At 63.9% G+C, this 17,125-nt stretch carries 17 protein-coding genes and 2 pseudogenes; 12 read left to right on the plus strand and 7 right to left on the minus strand.

What is annotated here, in order from left to right; all coding sequences use genetic code 11:
• Positions 1 to 15: 15 nt before the first annotated feature.
• The 5 genes and pseudogenes from K6I40_RS15390 to K6I40_RS15415 all read right to left on the minus strand — a co-directional run bounded on the left by K6I40_RS15390 (position 16) and on the right by K6I40_RS15415 (position 7,695).
• Complete coding sequence (locus K6I40_RS15390; RefSeq protein WP_222919899.1) at positions 16 to 1,707, minus strand: bacterio-opsin activator domain-containing protein; 1,692 nt, start codon at positions 1,705 to 1,707, stop codon at positions 16 to 18.
• Complete coding sequence (locus K6I40_RS15395) at positions 1,707 to 2,168, minus strand: response regulator (RefSeq protein WP_222919900.1); 462 nt, start codon at positions 2,166 to 2,168, stop codon at positions 1,707 to 1,709. Before K6I40_RS15395 ends, K6I40_RS15390 begins: the two co-directional genes overlap by 1 nt.
• A pseudogene (locus tag K6I40_RS15405) lies at positions 2,161 to 5,453 on the minus strand (PAS domain-containing protein). The gene K6I40_RS15395 and the pseudogene K6I40_RS15405 overlap by 8 nt, the downstream one beginning before the upstream one ends.
• A 278-nt stretch (positions 5,454 to 5,731) precedes the next feature.
• Positions 5,732 to 6,595 carry a VOC family protein gene (locus K6I40_RS15410; protein WP_222919903.1) on the minus strand — a complete coding sequence of 288 codons (864 nt, stop codon included), beginning with the start codon at positions 6,593 to 6,595 and terminating at the stop codon, positions 5,732 to 5,734.
• A gap of 71 nt (positions 6,596 to 6,666) precedes the next feature.
• Positions 6,667 to 7,695, minus strand: coding sequence for a Cdc6/Cdc18 family protein (locus K6I40_RS15415; RefSeq protein ID WP_222919904.1), 1,029 nt, complete (start codon positions 7,693 to 7,695; stop codon positions 6,667 to 6,669).
• A 1,340-nt stretch (positions 7,696 to 9,035) separates the two neighbouring features.
• Between K6I40_RS15415 and K6I40_RS15420 the strand changes: the two genes are divergently transcribed.
• From K6I40_RS15420 to K6I40_RS15475, 12 genes and pseudogenes are all read left to right on the plus strand, one after another.
• Positions 9,036 to 9,890 carry a GNAT family N-acetyltransferase gene (locus K6I40_RS15420; protein ID WP_222919905.1) on the plus strand — a complete coding sequence of 285 codons (855 nt, stop codon included), beginning with the start codon at positions 9,036 to 9,038 and terminating at the stop codon, positions 9,888 to 9,890.
• 150 nt (positions 9,891 to 10,040) lie between these two features.
• Positions 10,041 to 10,427, plus strand: a complete 387-nt coding sequence (locus K6I40_RS15425; RefSeq protein WP_222919906.1) for a hypothetical protein — start codon at positions 10,041 to 10,043, stop codon at positions 10,425 to 10,427.
• A 179-nt stretch (positions 10,428 to 10,606) separates the two neighbouring features.
• Positions 10,607 to 11,092 carry a hypothetical protein gene (locus tag K6I40_RS15430; protein ID WP_222919907.1) on the plus strand — a complete coding sequence of 162 codons (486 nt, stop codon included), beginning with the start codon at positions 10,607 to 10,609 and terminating at the stop codon, positions 11,090 to 11,092.
• A gap of 77 nt (positions 11,093 to 11,169) precedes the next feature.
• Positions 11,170 to 11,520, plus strand: a complete 351-nt coding sequence (locus tag K6I40_RS15435; RefSeq protein WP_222919908.1) for a hypothetical protein — start codon at positions 11,170 to 11,172, stop codon at positions 11,518 to 11,520.
• Positions 11,521 to 11,611: 91 nt separating this feature from the next.
• Positions 11,612 to 11,890, plus strand: a complete 279-nt coding sequence (locus K6I40_RS15440; RefSeq protein WP_222919909.1) for a ubiquitin-like small modifier protein 1 — start codon at positions 11,612 to 11,614, stop codon at positions 11,888 to 11,890.
• Positions 11,891 to 11,966: 76 nt separating this feature from the next.
• Positions 11,967 to 12,176 (plus strand): hypothetical protein, encoded by a 210-nt coding sequence (locus K6I40_RS15445; protein ID WP_222919910.1) that lies wholly within the window; start codon positions 11,967 to 11,969, stop codon positions 12,174 to 12,176.
• 92 nt (positions 12,177 to 12,268) lie between these two features.
• Positions 12,269 to 13,063: an AzlC family ABC transporter permease gene (locus K6I40_RS15450; protein WP_222919911.1), complete on the plus strand. Its 795-nt coding sequence runs from the start codon at positions 12,269 to 12,271 to the stop codon at positions 13,061 to 13,063.
• Positions 13,053 to 13,373: an AzlD domain-containing protein gene (locus K6I40_RS15455; RefSeq protein ID WP_222919912.1), complete on the plus strand. Its 321-nt coding sequence runs from the start codon at positions 13,053 to 13,055 to the stop codon at positions 13,371 to 13,373. The genes K6I40_RS15450 and K6I40_RS15455 overlap by 11 nt, the downstream gene beginning before the upstream one ends.
• A gap of 61 nt (positions 13,374 to 13,434) precedes the next feature.
• A complete protein-coding gene (locus tag K6I40_RS15460; protein WP_222919913.1) occupies positions 13,435 to 13,695 on the plus strand; it encodes a hypothetical protein in 261 nt (86 codons plus the stop codon).
• Positions 13,696 to 14,097 (plus strand): hypothetical protein, encoded by a 402-nt coding sequence (locus tag K6I40_RS15465; protein WP_222919914.1) that lies wholly within the window; start codon positions 13,696 to 13,698, stop codon positions 14,095 to 14,097. It begins immediately after the preceding gene.
• Positions 14,098 to 14,107: 10 nt separating this feature from the next.
• Positions 14,108 to 14,404, plus strand: a pseudogene (locus K6I40_RS15470) (pyridoxamine 5'-phosphate oxidase family protein); the annotation flags it as partial.
• An 18-nt stretch (positions 14,405 to 14,422) separates the two neighbouring features.
• Positions 14,423 to 14,617: a hypothetical protein gene (locus tag K6I40_RS15475; RefSeq protein ID WP_222919915.1), complete on the plus strand. Its 195-nt coding sequence runs from the start codon at positions 14,423 to 14,425 to the stop codon at positions 14,615 to 14,617.
• A gap of 91 nt (positions 14,618 to 14,708) precedes the next feature.
• Here the strand turns inward: K6I40_RS15475 and K6I40_RS15480 are convergent, their stop codons facing one another.
• On the minus strand, positions 14,709 to 16,634 hold the full coding sequence (locus K6I40_RS15480) for an aldehyde ferredoxin oxidoreductase family protein (protein ID WP_222919916.1): 1,926 nt from the start codon (positions 16,632 to 16,634) through the stop codon (positions 14,709 to 14,711).
• A gap of 264 nt (positions 16,635 to 16,898) precedes the next feature.
• Positions 16,899 to 17,087 carry a DUF1328 family protein gene (locus tag K6I40_RS15485; RefSeq protein WP_006187118.1) on the minus strand — a complete coding sequence of 63 codons (189 nt, stop codon included), beginning with the start codon at positions 17,085 to 17,087 and terminating at the stop codon, positions 16,899 to 16,901.
• Positions 17,088 to 17,125: the final 38 nt, after the last annotated feature.

The following is a 17,125-nucleotide window of genomic DNA, read 5'->3' on the forward strand; positions in this document are numbered from 1 at the left end:
AAAACGCGGAACTCGTCACTCGCCGAAGACGGAGGTGAAGAACTTTCGTTCGGCCGTCCGGAGGTGCTGGTTGAACGTCGCCGGCGCGATCCCGAGGCGCTCAGCGATCTCCTCGCCGGTGCTGCCCCGCGGCCAGTCGAAGTAGCCCGCGAAGTAAGCCGTCTCGAGTGCCGCTCGCTGTTTCTCGGTCAGTTCCTCCTCAAGGACCGACGACGAGCCGGTGTCGCTACGCTCGCTGCGTTCGGTGGTTCGCTGGGCGAGGTAGGTGATATCGTCGCGCTGGGACCTGATGAGTTCGATCATCTGGCGAGTGTCCCGGCCACGCGGGAGTTCGACGACGAACCGGAACTCACCGTCAGAGATCGTCGCCGACGCGACGCGGCCGCCGTGGGTGGCGATCGCCTCGAACAGGGAGACCGCCGCGGGCGCGACGAGTTCGAACTCGAGTTCGTCGCGTCTGACCGAGAGGAATCGGACGTCGCCGATCCCGTCGGTGTGGTCGATGGCCTCGGCAAATGCTTCCTGCGAGACGCCCTGTGCCGAGCCGTAGGCCAGCAGCGCCTCGTCACCACCGACCAGTTGTTCGACCTCGATCGTACACGATTCGGTCGCAGAGAGTTCGACCAGTTCCTCGGCCATCGCCTCGACGCGGAACTCGAGTTCGACGACGGCGTCGCTGACCAGTGCGTCCCTGCGTTCGATCGCCGTGATCGCGTGGGCGATGACGTCGCCGATCCGGGCGAGGACGCCGGTCTCCGGCCCCTCGAACGCCCGTGGCGACGACGAGTACACGTTCAATACGCCGTAGACGAGGTCCTCGTGGACGATCGGGATCGCCGCCGACGACCGGTAGTTGCGAGCGCGTGCCTGCTCCTGCCACGGCTCGAACTCGGGGTTCGTCTGGATATCGCTCATGACCTGGACCTGCCCGGTCCGGATCGCCGTTCCCGAAGGTCCCCGCCCGGCTTCGTTGCTCTCATCGGCGGAGATATCGATCTCGTCGAGATAGCCGTCCTCGAAGCCGGCCGCTGCCTTCGGGACGACGCGGTCGCTGCCCGGATTGACCCCGCCGATCCACGCGAACCGGTAGGCGTCCGACTCGGCGAGTCGATCGCAGACCTCCTGTTCGAGTTCCGCCTGCGTTTCGGTCGTGATCACCGCGTGGGTGATGTCGTGGACGATCCGGTTGAGTCGGTTGAGCGCCTCGAGGTGTTCGCGCTGCTGGCGGCGTTCTTGCTCCTGGCGAGCGCGCTCGATTGCGTGGTGAATCGTCCGCACCAGCAACTCGCTCGTCACCTCGTCTTTCACGAGGAAGTCCTGTGCACCGCGTTGAATTGCCTCGACGCCGACCTGCTGGTCGCGGACGCCCGTCAGGACGACGATCGGCGTCTCGCCCATCTCCTCGTGGACCCGTTCGAGGGTCGTCAGCCCCTCGCTGTCGGGGAGGTTTAGGTCGAGCAAGACGATGTCGGTGGGCTCGGACTCGGCCGTCTCAAGGCCCTCTTCGAGGCGAGTTTCCCGCGAAATCTCCGGTGTTCGCCCGGTCGATTCGACGGGACTGACCCGCTGGGCGAGCTCTTCGGTGTCCCGGAGCATCTCCTGAATCAGCCGGGCGTCGCCGGGGTTATCCTCGATGAGGAGGATGCGAAGCGTGTCGGCGGTTTCAGCGTTCTGCTCAGTCTCGGTCTCGGCGTTCGTCTCGCTCATCACTTATCGACCTCCGGCGGGAGCCGCACGACCGAGAACCAGAACTTCTCAAAGGCACGGACCGTCTCGATGAACTCGTCGGGATCGACCGGCTTCGTAAGGTAGGCGTTGGCGTGGAGTTCGTAGGATTTGACGATGTCTTCCTCTGCCCGCGAACTCGTCAACACGATGATTGGAATCGATCGCAGCGCCGGATCCTCCTTGAGTTCCTCGAGGACCTCTTCGCCGTCCTTGCCGGGCAGATTGAGATCCAAGAGGACGAGGTCCGGCCGCGGTACGTCGGCGTACGGTTCGCGCTGGGACAGGAAGTCCAGTGCCTCGGCACCGTTGGAGACGACGTGCAAGTCGTTCTCGATCCGGCCCTGTTTGAACGCCTCCTTGGTCAGGCGGACGTCGCCAGGGTTGTCCTCGACGAGCAAGATCTGTGCCGGTTCGGCCCGAAAGCTGTCTGAGTCACTCATCGGTTGGGAAGTCCGTATCGGTTGCCGTATCGCCCTCGAGGGGTGTCGCCGTCTCCGGGATGGCTGGCAGTTCGACCGTGAACGTCGATCCCTCGCCGGGGTCGGAGACGACGGTAATCTCGCCGTCGTGGCGCTCGGCGATGCGTTGACAGAGCGCGAGTCCGATACCGGTTCCGGCGTACTCCTCGTGGCTGTGGAGTCGATCGAACACCTGGAAGATGCGATCCGTATCGTCCGACTCGATCCCGATCCCCCGATCGCGAACTGAAACGATCCATTTTGCATCTGTTTTCTCGGCGAATACGGATATACGTGGGGTTCCGTCGCCCGAATAGGTAATCGCGTTATCGAGTAAGTTCTGGAACAGCTGGCGGAGCTGTCCCGGGTCGCCGTACACCTGTGGCAGCGAGTCGACCGTGATCTCGGCGTCGGTCTCGTCGATCCGCACCTCGAGGTCGGCCAGCACGTCCGCGAGGACGGCTTCGCAGTCGACGGGCCGGAACGAATTGCCCTGCGTGTCGACCCGCGAGTACTGGAGCAGGCCGTCGATCATCTCCTGCATCCGGTTGGCACCGTCGACCGCGAACTCGATGAACTCCTCGCCGTCGTCGTCGAGCACGTCGGTGTACCGTCGCTCGACGAGCGTGAGATAGCTCGAGATCATCCTTAATGGCTCCTGCAGGTCATGGGAGGCCGCGTAGGCGAACTGCTCGAGGCGCTGGTTGGACTCCTCGAGGTTGTCGACCAACTCCTCGAGTTTGCGCTGGGATTTTCGCTGGTCGGTCACGTCCCGGCCGATCCCGGTCACGACGGGGTCGCCGTCGGGGTTCTCGAGCGTCGACGCGACGAACTCGTAGGGGATTTCAGTCCCGTCTTTCGTCTGTATTATCGCTTCCACGCGCGTATGGCCCGTCTCGAAGGCGTCTGCGATCGCGGTCGCGATCCTGTTCGCGTCCTCGCCCTCGAAAACTCCAGTGCGTGCATCGACTCGACCTCGGCGTCCGTATAGCCCGTCACCTCGGTGAGAGTCTCGTTCCACCGTTTGAGGTCCCCCGTCTCGTCGAGTACGTAGAACACGTCGTCGACTGCGTCGAGAACATCGTCGGTGAACTCCTTGAACCGCTCGAGGCGCGCTTCCCGCTCGCGCAGTTGGCGCTGTTTCGCCTTGGCCTCGGTGACGTCCTGCACCATGAGCATCCCGGCGAACACGTCGCCTCGGTCGTCTTCGACCGGCAGCGCGTGGGCCGTCCACTCGCGGTCGTGCATGGCGAACTCGAACGAGCGATGCTCGCCCGCGATCGCGGCCCGAAAGTTCGATTCGAACGTCTCGCGCGTCTCACTTTCGTAGCGCTCTCGGACCGTTTGTCCGACGAACTCCGAGACGGAGAGATCGATCTCATCAAGGATTTGCCCACCGGCGAGCGTGTACTCCAGATCCTCGTCGAACAACGCGACGAGTCCGTTGGGGAACTGCTCGACCAGCGTCCGGTAGCGCTGTTCGCTCTCCGCGAGGTCACGCTGGCGAGCCTGGCGCTCGAGTTCGTAGCTGACCCACTGGGTCGCGAGTTCGACGAAGGACCGCTCCGCCGGGGTGAACGGTTCCGAACGGGACGACTCGTCCTCAAAACAGAGGGTCCCGTAGGAGTCACCGTCGACGACCACCCGGCCGCCGAGATACGAATCGAGATCCCACTCATCGTAGGCGTCCTCACTGACCCCGTGCTCGAGCGGTGAGTCAGTAAACGCGAACAGGTCATCCGATTCGATCGTTCGCTTGCAGTAGGCGGTCGACAACGACGTGACCGAGCCCGGTCGGAATCGATCATCACCGCCGCTTGCGTGTGTCACCGCGAAGCGGTCATTGGCCGCGTCGGTCCGGGCCAGAAAGCCGCCCTCGAGACCGAGCCGCTCGCGGCCGAGCGCGAGCAGGTCGTCGATCTTCTCGTCGAAGCTCAGTTCGCTATCGGCGGTGATCGCGTAAAGGCGCTGTAAGGTGCGGTTCGTCTCCGCCAGTTCTCGTTCGGTCTCGTTGCGTTCGGTAACGTCCTGAAAGTAGATCGATAGTCCCGTCTCGGAGGGATAGGCGTGGACCTCGTACCACGCATCGAGCGGCGGGAAGTACTCCTCGAAACTGGTCGGTTCCTGCGTTTCCATCGCCCGCCGATACTCCGTCTCGAACGTCGAATCCACGGCGGCCGGAAACACATCCCAGACGTTCTCCCCGAGCAGTCCCTTGTCTTCGGGGTCGATCAGCGCTCGCGCTCGCTCGTTGACGTACGTGAACTTCCACTCCACATCGAGCCCGAAGAAGGCGTCCGCGACTCGGTCGAACGTCGTCTCGAGTTCGCTCTCGAGGCGTTTGCGGTCGGTGATATCTTCGATGGCGAAGACGGCACTGGTCACCTCGCCGTCCTCGGTCTCCAATGGCGAGCCGTTGATTGATAGCCAGACGCGGCTCCCGTCCGGCCGCCGGACGTTCATCTCGTGGTCAAAGATGTCCGTCCCGGCGTCGACGACTCGATCGAACGGCAACTCGTCCGCCGAAATGAGCTCACCGCCCTCGGTTCTGGCGTCCCAGCAGGAATCGTCGTCGGAGAGTGCGGTGATCTCTGCCCGCGTTCGGCCGAAGATTTCCGCGGCACGCTCGTTGGCGAACGCGACGCCCCCGTCAGCGTCGACGGCGACGATTCCCGTCGGACTCGTCTCGACGATGCCGTCCGCGACCGTGTCGGTCGCCGGCTCCTGTCGCCGCGCTCGGTGGTTCTCAATCGCCGCTGCGAGGAGGTCCGCGACGCTCACAGCGAATTCGACCTCGTGCTCGGCGAACTCTCGGTTGTCCGTCGTCTGAACGCCGAGCATCCCCCAGGGACTGGCAGGAGGGCCGATACTGACGCCGAGCACGCCGGCACCACCGTGACCGGCGAGCGACGCGAGCGCTGGCGCGTTGCAGTTCCAGTCGTCGCGGTCACGGGTGGTGACGACCGGCTCCGCGGATTCGAGCACGCGGCCGACCCACGAATCGGCGTCAGCAGGGAGCGTTGCCGAACCCACAGTGTCCCCGTCCCGACCGACGCCCAAACGTCGCACCGCCGTGTCACCGTCCGGACGCAGTTCGAGGACCGAGCAGCCGTCGACCTCGAGGACGTCCCGGACAGTCCTGGCCGCGTCGGTCAGCAGATCGTCGAGATCGGTCGACTCCAGAGCGATCCGGCCGAGGTCGGCGACGGCTTCCTGACACCGGATCCGAGAGCAGGAAGCATCTGACGAAGGATCGGCGGCAGCCATAGTACGATTCAAAATGCGATCAGACGGTGTAAACCTAGCGCCGGACTCTCTCGAAGCGAACGCTCGCGTCGCAATGACGGTCGCGGTCAACGACCGGTCGTGGCTCAGCCGTTTCCGTCGATAGCCGAATCGTCCGACCGTCGCGAAGCGCTCAGCGATCCAGTTTCGGTCCCAGCCGAGCAGCGCGACAACGCTCTCGAACTAAGTCCGAATTTCCGCAACCGGTTCCGAGCGGAGCGTGCAGCGTTACTCGACCGTCCACAGTCGAACGTACAGCGTTACTCGGCCGCCCGCAGTCGAATCGTGATCCCGTCTGGGTCCGTGAACTCGATACCGTCGTCGGCTGTAGTGACCGATACGTCGTCGCCGACCAGCCGCTCCCGAATCGTATCGATCGCGTCCGCGTCTGGAACGAGGAGTTCGAACCACTCTAGTCCCAGTCCGTCGGCCGGTGTCGACCGCTGGTTCCACGTGTTTACCCCGATATGATGGTGATAGCCGCCCGCCGCGAAAAAGCACGCACCCGGCGCGAACGACATCGAGACGTCGAAACCCAGCGTCTCCACGTAGAACGAGCGCGCCGCCTCGAGCGAGGACACCTCGAGATGGACGTGACCGAGAGTCGTTCCGTCGGGGACCAGTTGCGGGCCGTTCGAAACCGTCGCGTCGTCGGCCGCAGCCGTGAGGGCGGCGAGATCGAGCGGACCGCCGGCAGCCTGAACTGAACCGTCCTTAGTCCGCGGCCACACATCCCGCGGTCGGTCACAGTAAATCTCGACGCCGTTGCCCTCGGGGTCGGTACAGTACAGCGCCTCGCTGACGCCGTGATCGGAGGCTCCATCGAGGGTCCAGCGGTCGCGAACCCGCTCTAATGCACACCCCAGCGCCTCGCGCGAGGGGACCCTGAACGCGTTGTGATAGAGCCCCGTCTCTTGCTCGCCGCGCGGCTCGGCGTCCAGGTCCTCGCGCAACACGAGTAGCGGCGTCTCACTGACGCCGAGCGTCGCCCTCGTCTCGCCTCGGTTCTGGACGCGGAGTCCGACGACGTCGCAATAGAACTCGATCATCGCCGCCCGGTCGGCGACGGAGAGTGCAGTCCGACCGGGACGAGTGTCGTCCGGAAGCGCCGGGGCTCGACTCATACGTTCCCTATGGGAGCGACCCTCGTAAGTGGCTCTTTTGGCCATGCGGGAATACGAGGGGCGCGTCGCCGTTACTTCGAATCGCTGTCCTCGTCGGGCCCGTCGACAAGCCGATAGGTCCGTCCCCGGCGCTCGCCGACGGCCTCGATCAGGTCGTAGTGGACCATCTTCGTCAGGTAGTTCCGTAGCGTCCGGTTCGTCTTCGGCTCCTCGACGCGACGCTCGTACTCGTCGTAGAGTTCGCCCGGTTCGATCTCGCCCGCCTCGTCAATCACATCGTACAGCACCCGCTGGTGTTCGATCAGCCCCTCGACGGTCTTCCGACGGATCGCCGTCCGCGCGTCCGGGATCGCCGCCTCGACCGTCTTGTCGGTGATCGATTCCACCCCCCGTCGCTCCGCGCGGCGGGCCGCCGACCGGAGGATGCCGATTCCCACGCGGGCATCCCCCGACGCGGCGTCGGCGATTGTTCGCAACTGCGAGTCAGCCACGACCGCCGGCTCGAGCGCCTTTGCCGCCCGCTCAGCGAGGATTGCGGTGAGTTCGTCGGTGCCGTAGCGATCGAAGCGGACGCGGGTGCCAGCGTGGAGCCGCGATCTAACGCGGTCGTCGAAGCCTGCGAACAGTTCCACCTCGCGGTTGGCGATCAACACGGGTGAGACGTGGGGCAACCGATGGAGGTCGTATAACGCGGCCGTCTCCTCTAACTGGTCGACCTCATCCAAGATGGCGACGATCGGCCCCTCGTCCGCCCGGGAGAGCCGCTCGAACAGTTCGTCTTTCGGCGTCGAGCGGTGGACGTTAACCGCCCGATCGATCGCCTCGAGAACGCTATAGAGCACGCGAAACCGCGTGTACTCCTGCCAGCAGTTGACGTAGGCGACACGGACCGTTGGTTCCTGTTCGCACAACTGGGCGAGCGTGTAACGGGCGATACAGGTCTTGCCGACGCCCGTCGGCCCGAAGAGGAAGGCCGGATCCGGCCGTCCGTCGTACAGCAGTGGCTCGAGGGTCTCCGAGAGATGGGTCACCTCGTCGTGGCGGTGGACCACCTCGGTGGGCACGAAGTCCTCACGCAGGACGCGGCCATCGACGATCACACCGGACCGGTTCGGTCTCGATGCTATTAAACGACGCCGGGGCGGTTCCAATACTTCCGAAACATCGGCCCAATTCGATATCGCGATATTCAATTTATCGTTTACAACCGGGCCTGTTTCGTCCGGAATGACGGCACAATCTCGGGTGGGTCGTGCAACGCGGGAGAGCGACGGGGTATCGGAAACCGCACCGAGATTTCTGGACGAGCAATCTGTGCAGACGACGGAACATCGGATACCCGTATTTCGGCAGCCGTTCGATCCGACTCGAGTTCGCTGCCGATTTCACGAGACGGTACCCTGGCATCGGTCCCACCCGGTTCCGCTGTCGTCGATTCGGGCTTGTGTCGACCCGCTCGGCAACCAACGGGCCTGGATTGGACCGCACTCCGCCGTCCGGACGGTCGCCTTCCCTTGCACTCGAGCCGGCGGTCGTGAAGTCAACGCCGATCCCGTTCGACTCATCCGTGCCTGGGATCGTCTGTGGTAGCACTCCGCACGACCGCAGGCGGTTGAGTCGCCGTCCGAGTCAACAGCGATGACTGCGGATCGACGCGAATTCGCCTGCCATCGACACGCTCCGTTGAGCGCTGCCGAAAACCAGAACCGCGTCGGTTGGAAATCGAACGGGAACCGGGAATCTGACATCTCACTCCAGGGGTTTGCGGTGGGGAAATAGTGATTTGCTGCCGTCACTCCGGATACCCGAACCGAGGCCAGTCCCGCGACACGACTGGGGACAGGAGACTCGGGAACGGAATGACGATCAATAGACCAGAGCGGTCGGCGAGGAACCTGTATCTCTCGAATCGATTCGGTCACTCCCGCTCGGTCTCGTTGATCATCCAGTCATCGGGTCCCGACTCACGAGCGCGATTGAACCTTGAGTAGTACTGTACTTGCAATCGCTCCCATACCCATCGGAGTCGACCGCTCACTCGGTGGTCTTCGGAGCTGACTCGGTTCAGCCCTCCCTCGGACCGTCCGGGAGTACCACGTGAGACGATACCGAGTGGTCATGGCAGAGAGCGAGGCGACCGACGTGTGATGTGGCCCGTAATTCGGTCTACCCGCCGATTCGGGGATTGAGAGCCGAATCCCCGTCCGCCGTCATACCTCACCATGAATTATATGTCGATATATGAATTCCGTCCGAGCTCGATCACGACACCGATCGCACCGGCGGATCGAACTAATCGGATATTGGCCGGACGCGGCGGGTACGAGCGTGTCCCGAAACGGTTCGAGATCGAGAGCAATCGATCGCTTCGGTGTGGTGGGTCGCGAGCGGCGGTCGATACGGATCGCATACTAATGCCGGCAGTCGGTGGCAGGGTCGTATGAGCATGCATCCGACGGGCTCGCTCGAGAACGACATCCAGCGCCGTGTCTACGAGTACGTCGAGCGTAACGGTGCCGTCACGCCGGCCGAGTTGGCCCGCTCGATCGAGATCGACGACGGCCGCGCGCACTCGAAACCCGCCCGATCGGGGACTTACACCGAAACTGTCGCGCCGGAACCGGACGAACTCCAGTCGTGTCTCGAGGCGCTGCAAGCGGAGGGCTATCTGACCGAAGTCGACGGGAAGTACCGGATTGCGCTCTCGGCGACGACGACTGATCTGGACTGCGAGGACTGCGTCGTCACCATCCGGCCAGCCCGCGAGGAGGACCGGGAGGGCGTCGTCGAGACGATGCGGACGGTCGCCGACGGCACGTATGTCGTCGCCGAGACCGTCGCGACGGAACTCGAGCGCGAGTCGGCGCTCGTCCGGGCCAACGAGGAGCGATCGCGGGTCTTCTTCGTCGCGGTCCGCGGAGAGCGGTCGGCGGACGAGGACGCGGCGGAGAGTGATACGGCGGCTGGTTCGTCAGAGTCGGACGACGACGATGTCGTCGGTTGGCTCCACTTCGATGCACCCGAGCTCCCGTCACTGCGCCACACTGCGGAGGTGACCGTCGGCGTCGATCCCGACTACCGGCGGCAGGGGATCGGCTCCGAACTGCTCGAGTACGGCCTCGAGTGGGCAACCGACGCGGGCTACCGGAAGTGCTACCAGAACGTGCCCGCGACCAACGAGGCCGCGATCGAGTTCCTCGAGGAAAACGGCTGGCAGCGAGAGGGCGAGCACGAGGGACAGTACCGTCTCGAGGGCGAGTTCGTCGACGAGATCATGCTGGCGACGTGGCCCTAATCCCCGAGTCGTATCGGAAACGCGTCGTATAGCCTGATAGTCTGCCTTGCCTGCTGTCGCACAACTGTAACGCCTGTGTCTCGCTGTCCCCGTCGGAGCGCCGATCGAATCGGGAACATTTTCTTGTCAGTCTATCCCATACCGGACCGTATGGAAGAAATTTCCCTCGGTGTTCCGGAACCGATACTCGATCGACTGCCGGCCGACGACGAGACCGTGGCGGCGGACATGCAGAAGGCGGTCGCGGGCTGGGAGGAGCAGTTCAATCGGATCCTCGAGGAGGCCGACGACGAGCGCGAGGCCGCCGGGACGGTGCTCGAAGCGATCGACCGGTTCGAGGAGCGCTACGAGACGTACGACGCGTTCGTCCCCGAGTTGCGAGCGTGGGGACAGTCACCGATCTACGCCATCGCGTGGCGGACCCTGTACGCCGACGTGATCGCACAGCTGCACGACCACGACGAACTGGGCGAGCACCTCGATCGGGAGCGGAACGCGCGGCTGGTCGAGGACGGGATTCGATTGCAAGATCTGTAAGGGTCGCCGGTCAGCGACTCGTCGATCGTCCCTCGAGCGTCATATCAGATCTCTATGTATCCCTAAATAGCCCTACCGGAGCGAGGAAGCCCTGCAATCGCGATTAACCAACTGATTCAATAGTAACTGAAATGTATAGTAGAGAAACAGTTTTGTAGTCACACTCGAGAGATGGACGTGTGGCAACGACGACCGACGGGACGGCTTCGGACGAGACCGGCGCGGTTGATCTGACGACGCGCGTGCGCCGTCGCGTCCTCCCGGCGCTCCATCGGCTCAAGGAACCGTTCGGTGGCTACGCGATCTGTCGGCAACACCCGGCGGAGTACGTCGGGACCATCAGACACGGCCTGGACGCGGTTCGGACAGCGCTCGCGGATCTGGCCTTCGAGTCAGAGCCGATCGCATCGCTGAAGATCCACGACGACGGGCGGCTCTCGGCGGGCAGTTGGGTTCGACGCGAGTCACCGCTGGCGACGTGGCAACTCCATGTCACGCTGTTTCGGACGGACGAGGGAGTCGTCGAGGTGTTCGCCCACCGCGAGTATTCGTGGCTCCGCCACCCCTACAAACACTATACGCAGGCGGGGTGGGACGTCCGCGGCGGTGTCAAACGGATGCGATCACTGCTGTCGACACACGGCGTTCCGTTTTCGATCGAGTAGCGTCGCGACGGTATCGACTGCTCAAGCCACTCACCGTCATGCCAAGCGTTGAACTTCCGGGCCAGACTAGAGGTGATATGGAATTCGCTGTGTCCCGAACGGGGACGACGCTCGTCACCCTTCATGGTGGCTCCGATACAACCGCCCGTGACGAGGCGACGACGACGCTCGCGGATACCTTCGAGACCCTCGCCGACGAGGAGACGGTCACCGACTGGGAAATCGGGGACGCGACCGTCTACGAACATCCGACTGGCCCATTCGACCCGTACACGATCACGCTCGAGTTCGCGGTGACGGTGACCGTCGAGGCCGACGACGCCGACGAGGCGGCCGAGATCGGTGCGAGTACGATCGACGAGGCGCTCGCCAACGCCGATGTCGACGCTGTCTCGTACACGTCGTCGCCAACAGCGTCAGCGGCCTAAGTCGGACCCGATCCCGATCGTTCGGGGAGCAGTCACGAAAATCGACCGACTCATCGCCCGGACTTATGTCGTCCGAACACGATTGTGGCGTATGGAAATCGATCTCCGGTTCTTCGCTACCTTTCGAGAAGCCGTTGGGGAGAAGGAGCGAACACGTGCGGTCGACGACGATGCGACCGTCGGCGACGTCCTCTCCGGCCTCGAGACCGAGTACGACGGGCTCGAGGGGCAGTTGCTCGAGGACGGAGCGGTCCGACCGCAACTGAGCGTGCTGAAAAACGGCCGCAACGTGGTGCACATGGCGGGCGTCGACACGTCGCTCGAGGAGGGTGACGTGGTGTCGGTGTTTCCGCCGGTCGCCGGCGGGTAACGGCGGCGGAAATCCACGCCAGCCCGCGAGGGGCCTCACCCCAGTATTTTTTATCAATTCCGTAAGAGTATCGCGTATGCTCGACGCAGTTGCGGAACTGATACTGGACCTGGGGTTCGACCGGCTCATCGGCCACAACGACGAGCGAACGCCGATCCAACAGGTCTGTCTATTCCTCGGCGTCGTCTTCGTGTTGCTCGCGATCGCCCTCGCAGTCGTCAGCGGTCCGCTGTACGGATTCGCAGCGGGAGTCGTCGGACTGGCACTGCTCTTGTACGGTGCATAAGCCATACGTTGGCACATGACACAACGATATCCGGCGTTACGTCTGCCGGCGATTTCGAGAACGCTTTACGCCTCGTTCGACTCGAGAAAACCGTGACGGGAACTGACGGCAGCGACGCGGATGAGCGTTCCAGTGCGGCCGTTGATCGGACGGACGACGCGTCGGTCGGCGATACTCCGGTCTCCGCGAGCGACGGGAGCGAGACGGTCACGTTCGACCGAGCGGGGATCCGGGCCGGCTTTCTCACCTGTCTCCCGGTCGCGCTCGGCGTCGGCGGTTACGGGGTCGCCTTCGGCATGCTTGCGCGCCAGGCCGGGCTGAGCGTCGCCGAGGCGGCGCTGATGAGCGCGACCGTCCTCGCCGGTGCCGCCCAGATCGTCGCCGTGGAGCTCTGGGCGGAGCCGCTCCCGGCCGCGACGATTATCCTCGCAACGCTCGCGATCAACCTGCGGTACTCCCTGATGGGCGCGGCGCTAGGGCCCTGGTTCGAGCGGCTCTCGGCACTGCGAAGCTACGGGAGCCTCCTGTTGATGGCCGACGAGAACTGGGCGCTGACGATGCGCGATCTCCAATCCGGCAGCGGTCGGGGCGCGTTTCTGCTGGGGACCGGCATTGTGATGTGGGTCTTCTGGGTCGCGTCGACGATCGTCGGAGCGGCCGCCGGCGGCGTGATCGGCGATCCGGCTCAGTACGGCATCGACTTCGTCCTCGCGGCGGTCTTCGTCGCGCTCGCGGCCGAACTCTGGGAGGGCCGTTCGACGCTCGTTCCGTGGCTCGTCGCGCTCGCAACCGCCGTCGTCGCGGCGGAACTGATCCCGGGCCAGTGGTACATCCTGCTGGGCGGCTTCGCGGCCGCCGCAGTGGAGGTGGTCCGCCATGATCGGTGAGGGGGCGCTCGAACTCGACCCGCTCGTCGTCGGCGTCGTCCTCGCGATGGCGCTCGTGACCGCGCTCACGAAAATCGGCGGGCTCTGGCTCCTGCGCCGGATTGAGGTGAGCGAGCGCCTCGAGGCGGGGCTTTCGGTCCTGCCGGGTGCGATCGTGATCGCGATCCTCGGGCCGGAACTGGCCGCCGGTGGTCCGGCGGAGTGGGGCGCTGCGGGCGTCGTCTTGCTAGTCATGTGGCGAACGGAGAGCATCCTGCTCTCGCTGTGTAGCGGCGTCGGGACTGTGGTCCTGTTCCGGGCAATCGTGTAATTCGAGTTACACTCGGTACAGACGAACGTGAATTTATCCGTTCGGCCGTCAAACGTGTGGTATGGAAACTCGTCTCGAGCGCTCCTTTCGCGGTATTTCCGAACGGCTCGTCGTTCGCTACCTGACGAATCTGGGCGGTGAACGGGTCGACGAGGACACCGTCGCGGGTGACGACTGGACGGCGACATTTTCCTCCGAGACGGTCGACGTCGGTCCCTCACTGAAACTGACCGAGGTAACGATCGTCTTCGACGGTGACGAAGAAACTCTCGAGCCGCTCGTCGAGCAGTTCGCCCAGAAAGCGATGCGCGCGGGTGGATAGATGGCGGGCCAGCCGATCGAGGGGCAGGTGCTCGTGCTCACGGCGGCTAAGGCGAGCGTCCCGCCGACCCGGCTGCCTGACTTGGTCGAACGTGCACAGGCGGTCCTGGGCCCAGCTATCGAGCGATACCGCCGCGAGTACGAGCGGCTCTATGCGGCCGACGACCTCGAGATATTCCTCGTCGACTGGGGCCACTGGGAGGAGATCGGCGACGAGATCGGCGTGACCGATCGCGATCTGTCCGCCGTCCGCCGAGCACACGAGGAACAGTTACTGCGGATCGGCCGGCGGACGGATCGCGAAGACGAGTTCGACACAGCGCTCGAGATTCGGGAACCGGTGGTTATCGGGTCTGACGGGGACGAAACCGCCAGCGATGGCGACGAGAACGGCATCGAGTAGCCGAGCCGATCGGATGGTATCGACGCCGGAGAGCGAAAAACGCCAGTTCCTCGAGTCCAAACCCGAAGCGCGTCTCGTCGTGTACGACGAAGTCAATTCGGCCTACCGAAGCGTCATCGCGACGGGAGATCTCCAGAGAATCGAGCCGTCGGCGCTGACGCCCGACGAAATCGCCCAGTACGGGGACGCAAAGCGGCCGCTGTTCGAGATCTGGGCCGAAGGAAAGGACGCGCTGAACATCGAACTCTACCGACTCGCGCCGGCGACACTCAACGGGCGGCGGACAGAAGTCGACCGCGAGGAGTGAGACGCGGAGATCAAGACGGTGGCGGTCGAGGAGTCGAGCGTAACCGCGGTCGTGACGTGGGTCATGTCGGAAGAACGGGAGTCGAACGGCGAGATTCGACTCACTGCTGACGGGGACGTAGATCACGTCGGCGGCTATACGGATGTCGGGCTACAGGCGGTCTGCGAGTGGAACGACGATGGCGAACTCGTCGCGGGCTCCGGTACAGCCTGACGGCCTCCGCACGGCTTCCGATCGACAAGTACCGACCTGTACGCCGGACACTGCCGAACCGGACGCGAAAAAACGAATCCGACGTTCCCGCTCAGTCGTCGCTTGGTGCTGCTGCGCTGCCTTCGCTGCTGACGCCCGTGCCCGGACCGAGGTCGATGCCGAGTTCGTCGAGTTTCTCATCGGGAACGACGCCGTCGACCCAGCCGCGGTGGTCGTAATACTCTGCTTTCATCTCGTCGAGTTCGCAGTACTCGCCCTCCGAAGCGCCCTGACCCGGGATACCGTCCTCGAGGAAGCGTGCTGGGAGCGAGTCGTCGCTGCCATCGAAGCCGTTGAGATTGTTGTAGTAGCGCTCTAAGTTGTAGACTCGTTCGCCGGCCTCAAGGAGTTCGTCTTCGGTGACGTCGCGGCCGGTCATGCCGTTGTACTGGAGGACATACTCCTCGATCCCTTCGGCGAACGCGTTGAACTTGCAGATGTCGAAGGAGTCCGAGATCGCGTGGAGATCCTGGAATTGGGCGGTGAGTTCGCCCTTGCCCTCGTACTCGTAAGGATCGACCTTCTCGGGGATGCCGAGGATTTCGGCGGCGGGGGTGTACCCCCGCAGGTGGCAGGCCCCGCGGTTCGAGGTGGCGTAACCGATGCCCATGCCCTTCAGACAGCGCGGGTCGTAGGCCGCGATCGTCTGGCCCTTGACTGCAAGCGAGTTCTCGTGGGCCTCCTTGCGGTCGGCGACCCGACGCGGCCCCTCGGCCAGCAGATCCGCGAGGTCGTCCTCGCGGTGGGCGATCCGCTCGATCATGTCGATCATCGTCTCGGCGTCGCCCCACTCGAGTTCGCCGACACCCTCGAGTTTGCCTTCCTCGGTCATCTCCATGGCCATCGCCATCATATTGCCAGCGTCGATGGTGTCAACGCCCATGTCGTTACAGCGGTCGATCATGAGCGCGACGGCGTCGCGGTCGGTGTGGCCGGAGTTCGGTCCGAGCGCGTACGCTGACTCGTACTCGTAGGACTCGGTCCGGACGTTCATCTCCTCGCCCTTGTGCATCTTCTGTACCTCGACTTCCTTCTTGCAGGCGACGGGACAGGAGTGACAGGTTGGTTCGTCGACGAGGATGTTCTCGCGGACGTTCTCGCCGGAGACGCGCTCGGCGTCGATGTCGACGTCCTCCGCGTCGCGCATGCTTTCGGTCGACGTGTATCGCCCGTTTTTCGTCGGGAGGCCGTCCATCTCCTCGCCGATGTTCATCAGGACGTTCGTCCCGTACATCGAGAGGCCGCCCTCGTTGGGTGCGGTGACCTCGGATTCTGTGATGGCTTGCATCGCCTGCTGGTGGCCCTCCTTGAAGGTCTCCGAGTCGGCCGGTTTCGGCATCTTCGTCGTAGACTTGACGACGACGGCCTTGAGGTTCTTCGACCCCATCACGCAGCCGGTGCCACCGCGGCCGGAGGCCCGGTCGTCCTCGTTCATGATCGAGGCGAACTTGACCTCGTTCTCGCCACCGGGGCCGATTCCCATGATGCTGAGGTTCTTTCCGTAGGAGCCCTCTACCTCCTCTTCGATCGCGTCGCGCGTATCGTGGAATCCCTCTCCCCAGAGGTGGGAGGCGTCTCGAAGCTCGACCTCGCCGTCCTCGATGACGGCATAGACCGGGTCGTCGGCCTGTCCCTCGAACAGCAGCCCATCGAAGCCGGACCACTTGAGCCGAGCGCCCGACCAGCCGCCGTGGTGACTGTCGGTGACGGTCCCGGTCAGCGGCGACTTCGTACAGACGGCGATCCGGCCGCTCATCGTTACCTGCGTGCCCGACAGCGGCCCGTTCATGAACGCGAGCAGGTTGTCGGGTCCGAGCGGCTCGACATCCGGCCCCTGATCGAAGACGTACTTTACCCCGAGTCCTCGCGCACCGATATACTGCTTCGCGTCCTCGTCGTCGATTGACTCGTACGCGACCTCCCCGTCCGAGAGATCAATGCGAGCGACCCTATCTTGAAATCCGCCGAGTTCTGTCATAGTAACCGTTCTCCCTTGTATACAACCTCTATCATGTTAGGCGTTCTCAGCCAATCGTAACCAAAAAAGGTTACGTTATTTAGGGCGGAGACACGTTACTCATCGCTCGACGGAACCGACGGCGACTCGAGGCGAACAGTCGGCTGCGCTGGCAAGCACTGCGAAAACGTAACCGTCAGTACTCTCGTTTGCGCGGGCGAGCGACGGGGAGTCCAGACGGACGGTCCGCGGGCCGGTCCCCAGCGGCGCTCGGCGTCGCAGCGGTCATAACAGCAGCGCGACCACCGCGAGGATGATGAAGATCAGGACGAAGATCCGTGCGATCTCCATCGAGATCCCGGCGACGCCGCGGGCACCGACGGCTGCGGCGACGATTGCGAGGACGAAGAAGATGATCGCCCAGTACAGGAACCCACCGCCGCCCATCTGCAGCGGAGTTGCGAACGCGAACATAGCAACGGCTCCCACGACGAGCCACATAAACCTCGGCG

The sequence above is a fragment of the Natrinema sp. SYSU A 869 genome (genome assembly GCF_019879105.1).
In the GTDB taxonomy this organism is placed as follows: domain Archaea; phylum Halobacteriota; class Halobacteria; order Halobacteriales; family Natrialbaceae; genus Natrinema.

Coding starts and splice junctions, on each gene's coding strand:
- K6I40_RS15390 (WP_222919899.1), bottom strand. CDS start 1,707: ATGAGCGAGACGAACGCCGAGACCGAGACTGAGCAGAACGCTGAAACC.
- K6I40_RS15395 (WP_222919900.1), bottom strand. CDS start 2,168: ATGAGTGACTCAGACAGCTTTCGGGCCGAACCGGCACAGATCTTGCTC.
- K6I40_RS15410 (WP_222919903.1), bottom strand. CDS start 6,595: ATGAGTCGAGCCCCGGCGCTTCCGGACGACACTCGTCCCGGTCGGACT.
- K6I40_RS15420 (WP_222919905.1), top strand. CDS start 9,036: ATGAGCATGCATCCGACGGGCTCGCTCGAGAACGACATCCAGCGCCGT.
- K6I40_RS15425 (WP_222919906.1), top strand. CDS start 10,041: ATGGAAGAAATTTCCCTCGGTGTTCCGGAACCGATACTCGATCGACTG.
- K6I40_RS15435 (WP_222919908.1), top strand. CDS start 11,170: ATGGAATTCGCTGTGTCCCGAACGGGGACGACGCTCGTCACCCTTCAT.
- K6I40_RS15440 (WP_222919909.1), top strand. CDS start 11,612: ATGGAAATCGATCTCCGGTTCTTCGCTACCTTTCGAGAAGCCGTTGGG.
- K6I40_RS15445 (WP_222919910.1), top strand. CDS start 11,967: ATGCTCGACGCAGTTGCGGAACTGATACTGGACCTGGGGTTCGACCGG.
- K6I40_RS15455 (WP_222919912.1), top strand. CDS start 13,053: ATGATCGGTGAGGGGGCGCTCGAACTCGACCCGCTCGTCGTCGGCGTC.
- K6I40_RS15460 (WP_222919913.1), top strand. CDS start 13,435: ATGGAAACTCGTCTCGAGCGCTCCTTTCGCGGTATTTCCGAACGGCTC.
- K6I40_RS15465 (WP_222919914.1), top strand. CDS start 13,696: ATGGCGGGCCAGCCGATCGAGGGGCAGGTGCTCGTGCTCACGGCGGCT.
- K6I40_RS15480 (WP_222919916.1), bottom strand. CDS start 16,634: ATGACAGAACTCGGCGGATTTCAAGATAGGGTCGCTCGCATTGATCTC.
- K6I40_RS15485 (WP_006187118.1), bottom strand. CDS start 17,087: ATGTTCGCGTTCGCAACTCCGCTGCAGATGGGCGGCGGTGGGTTCCTG.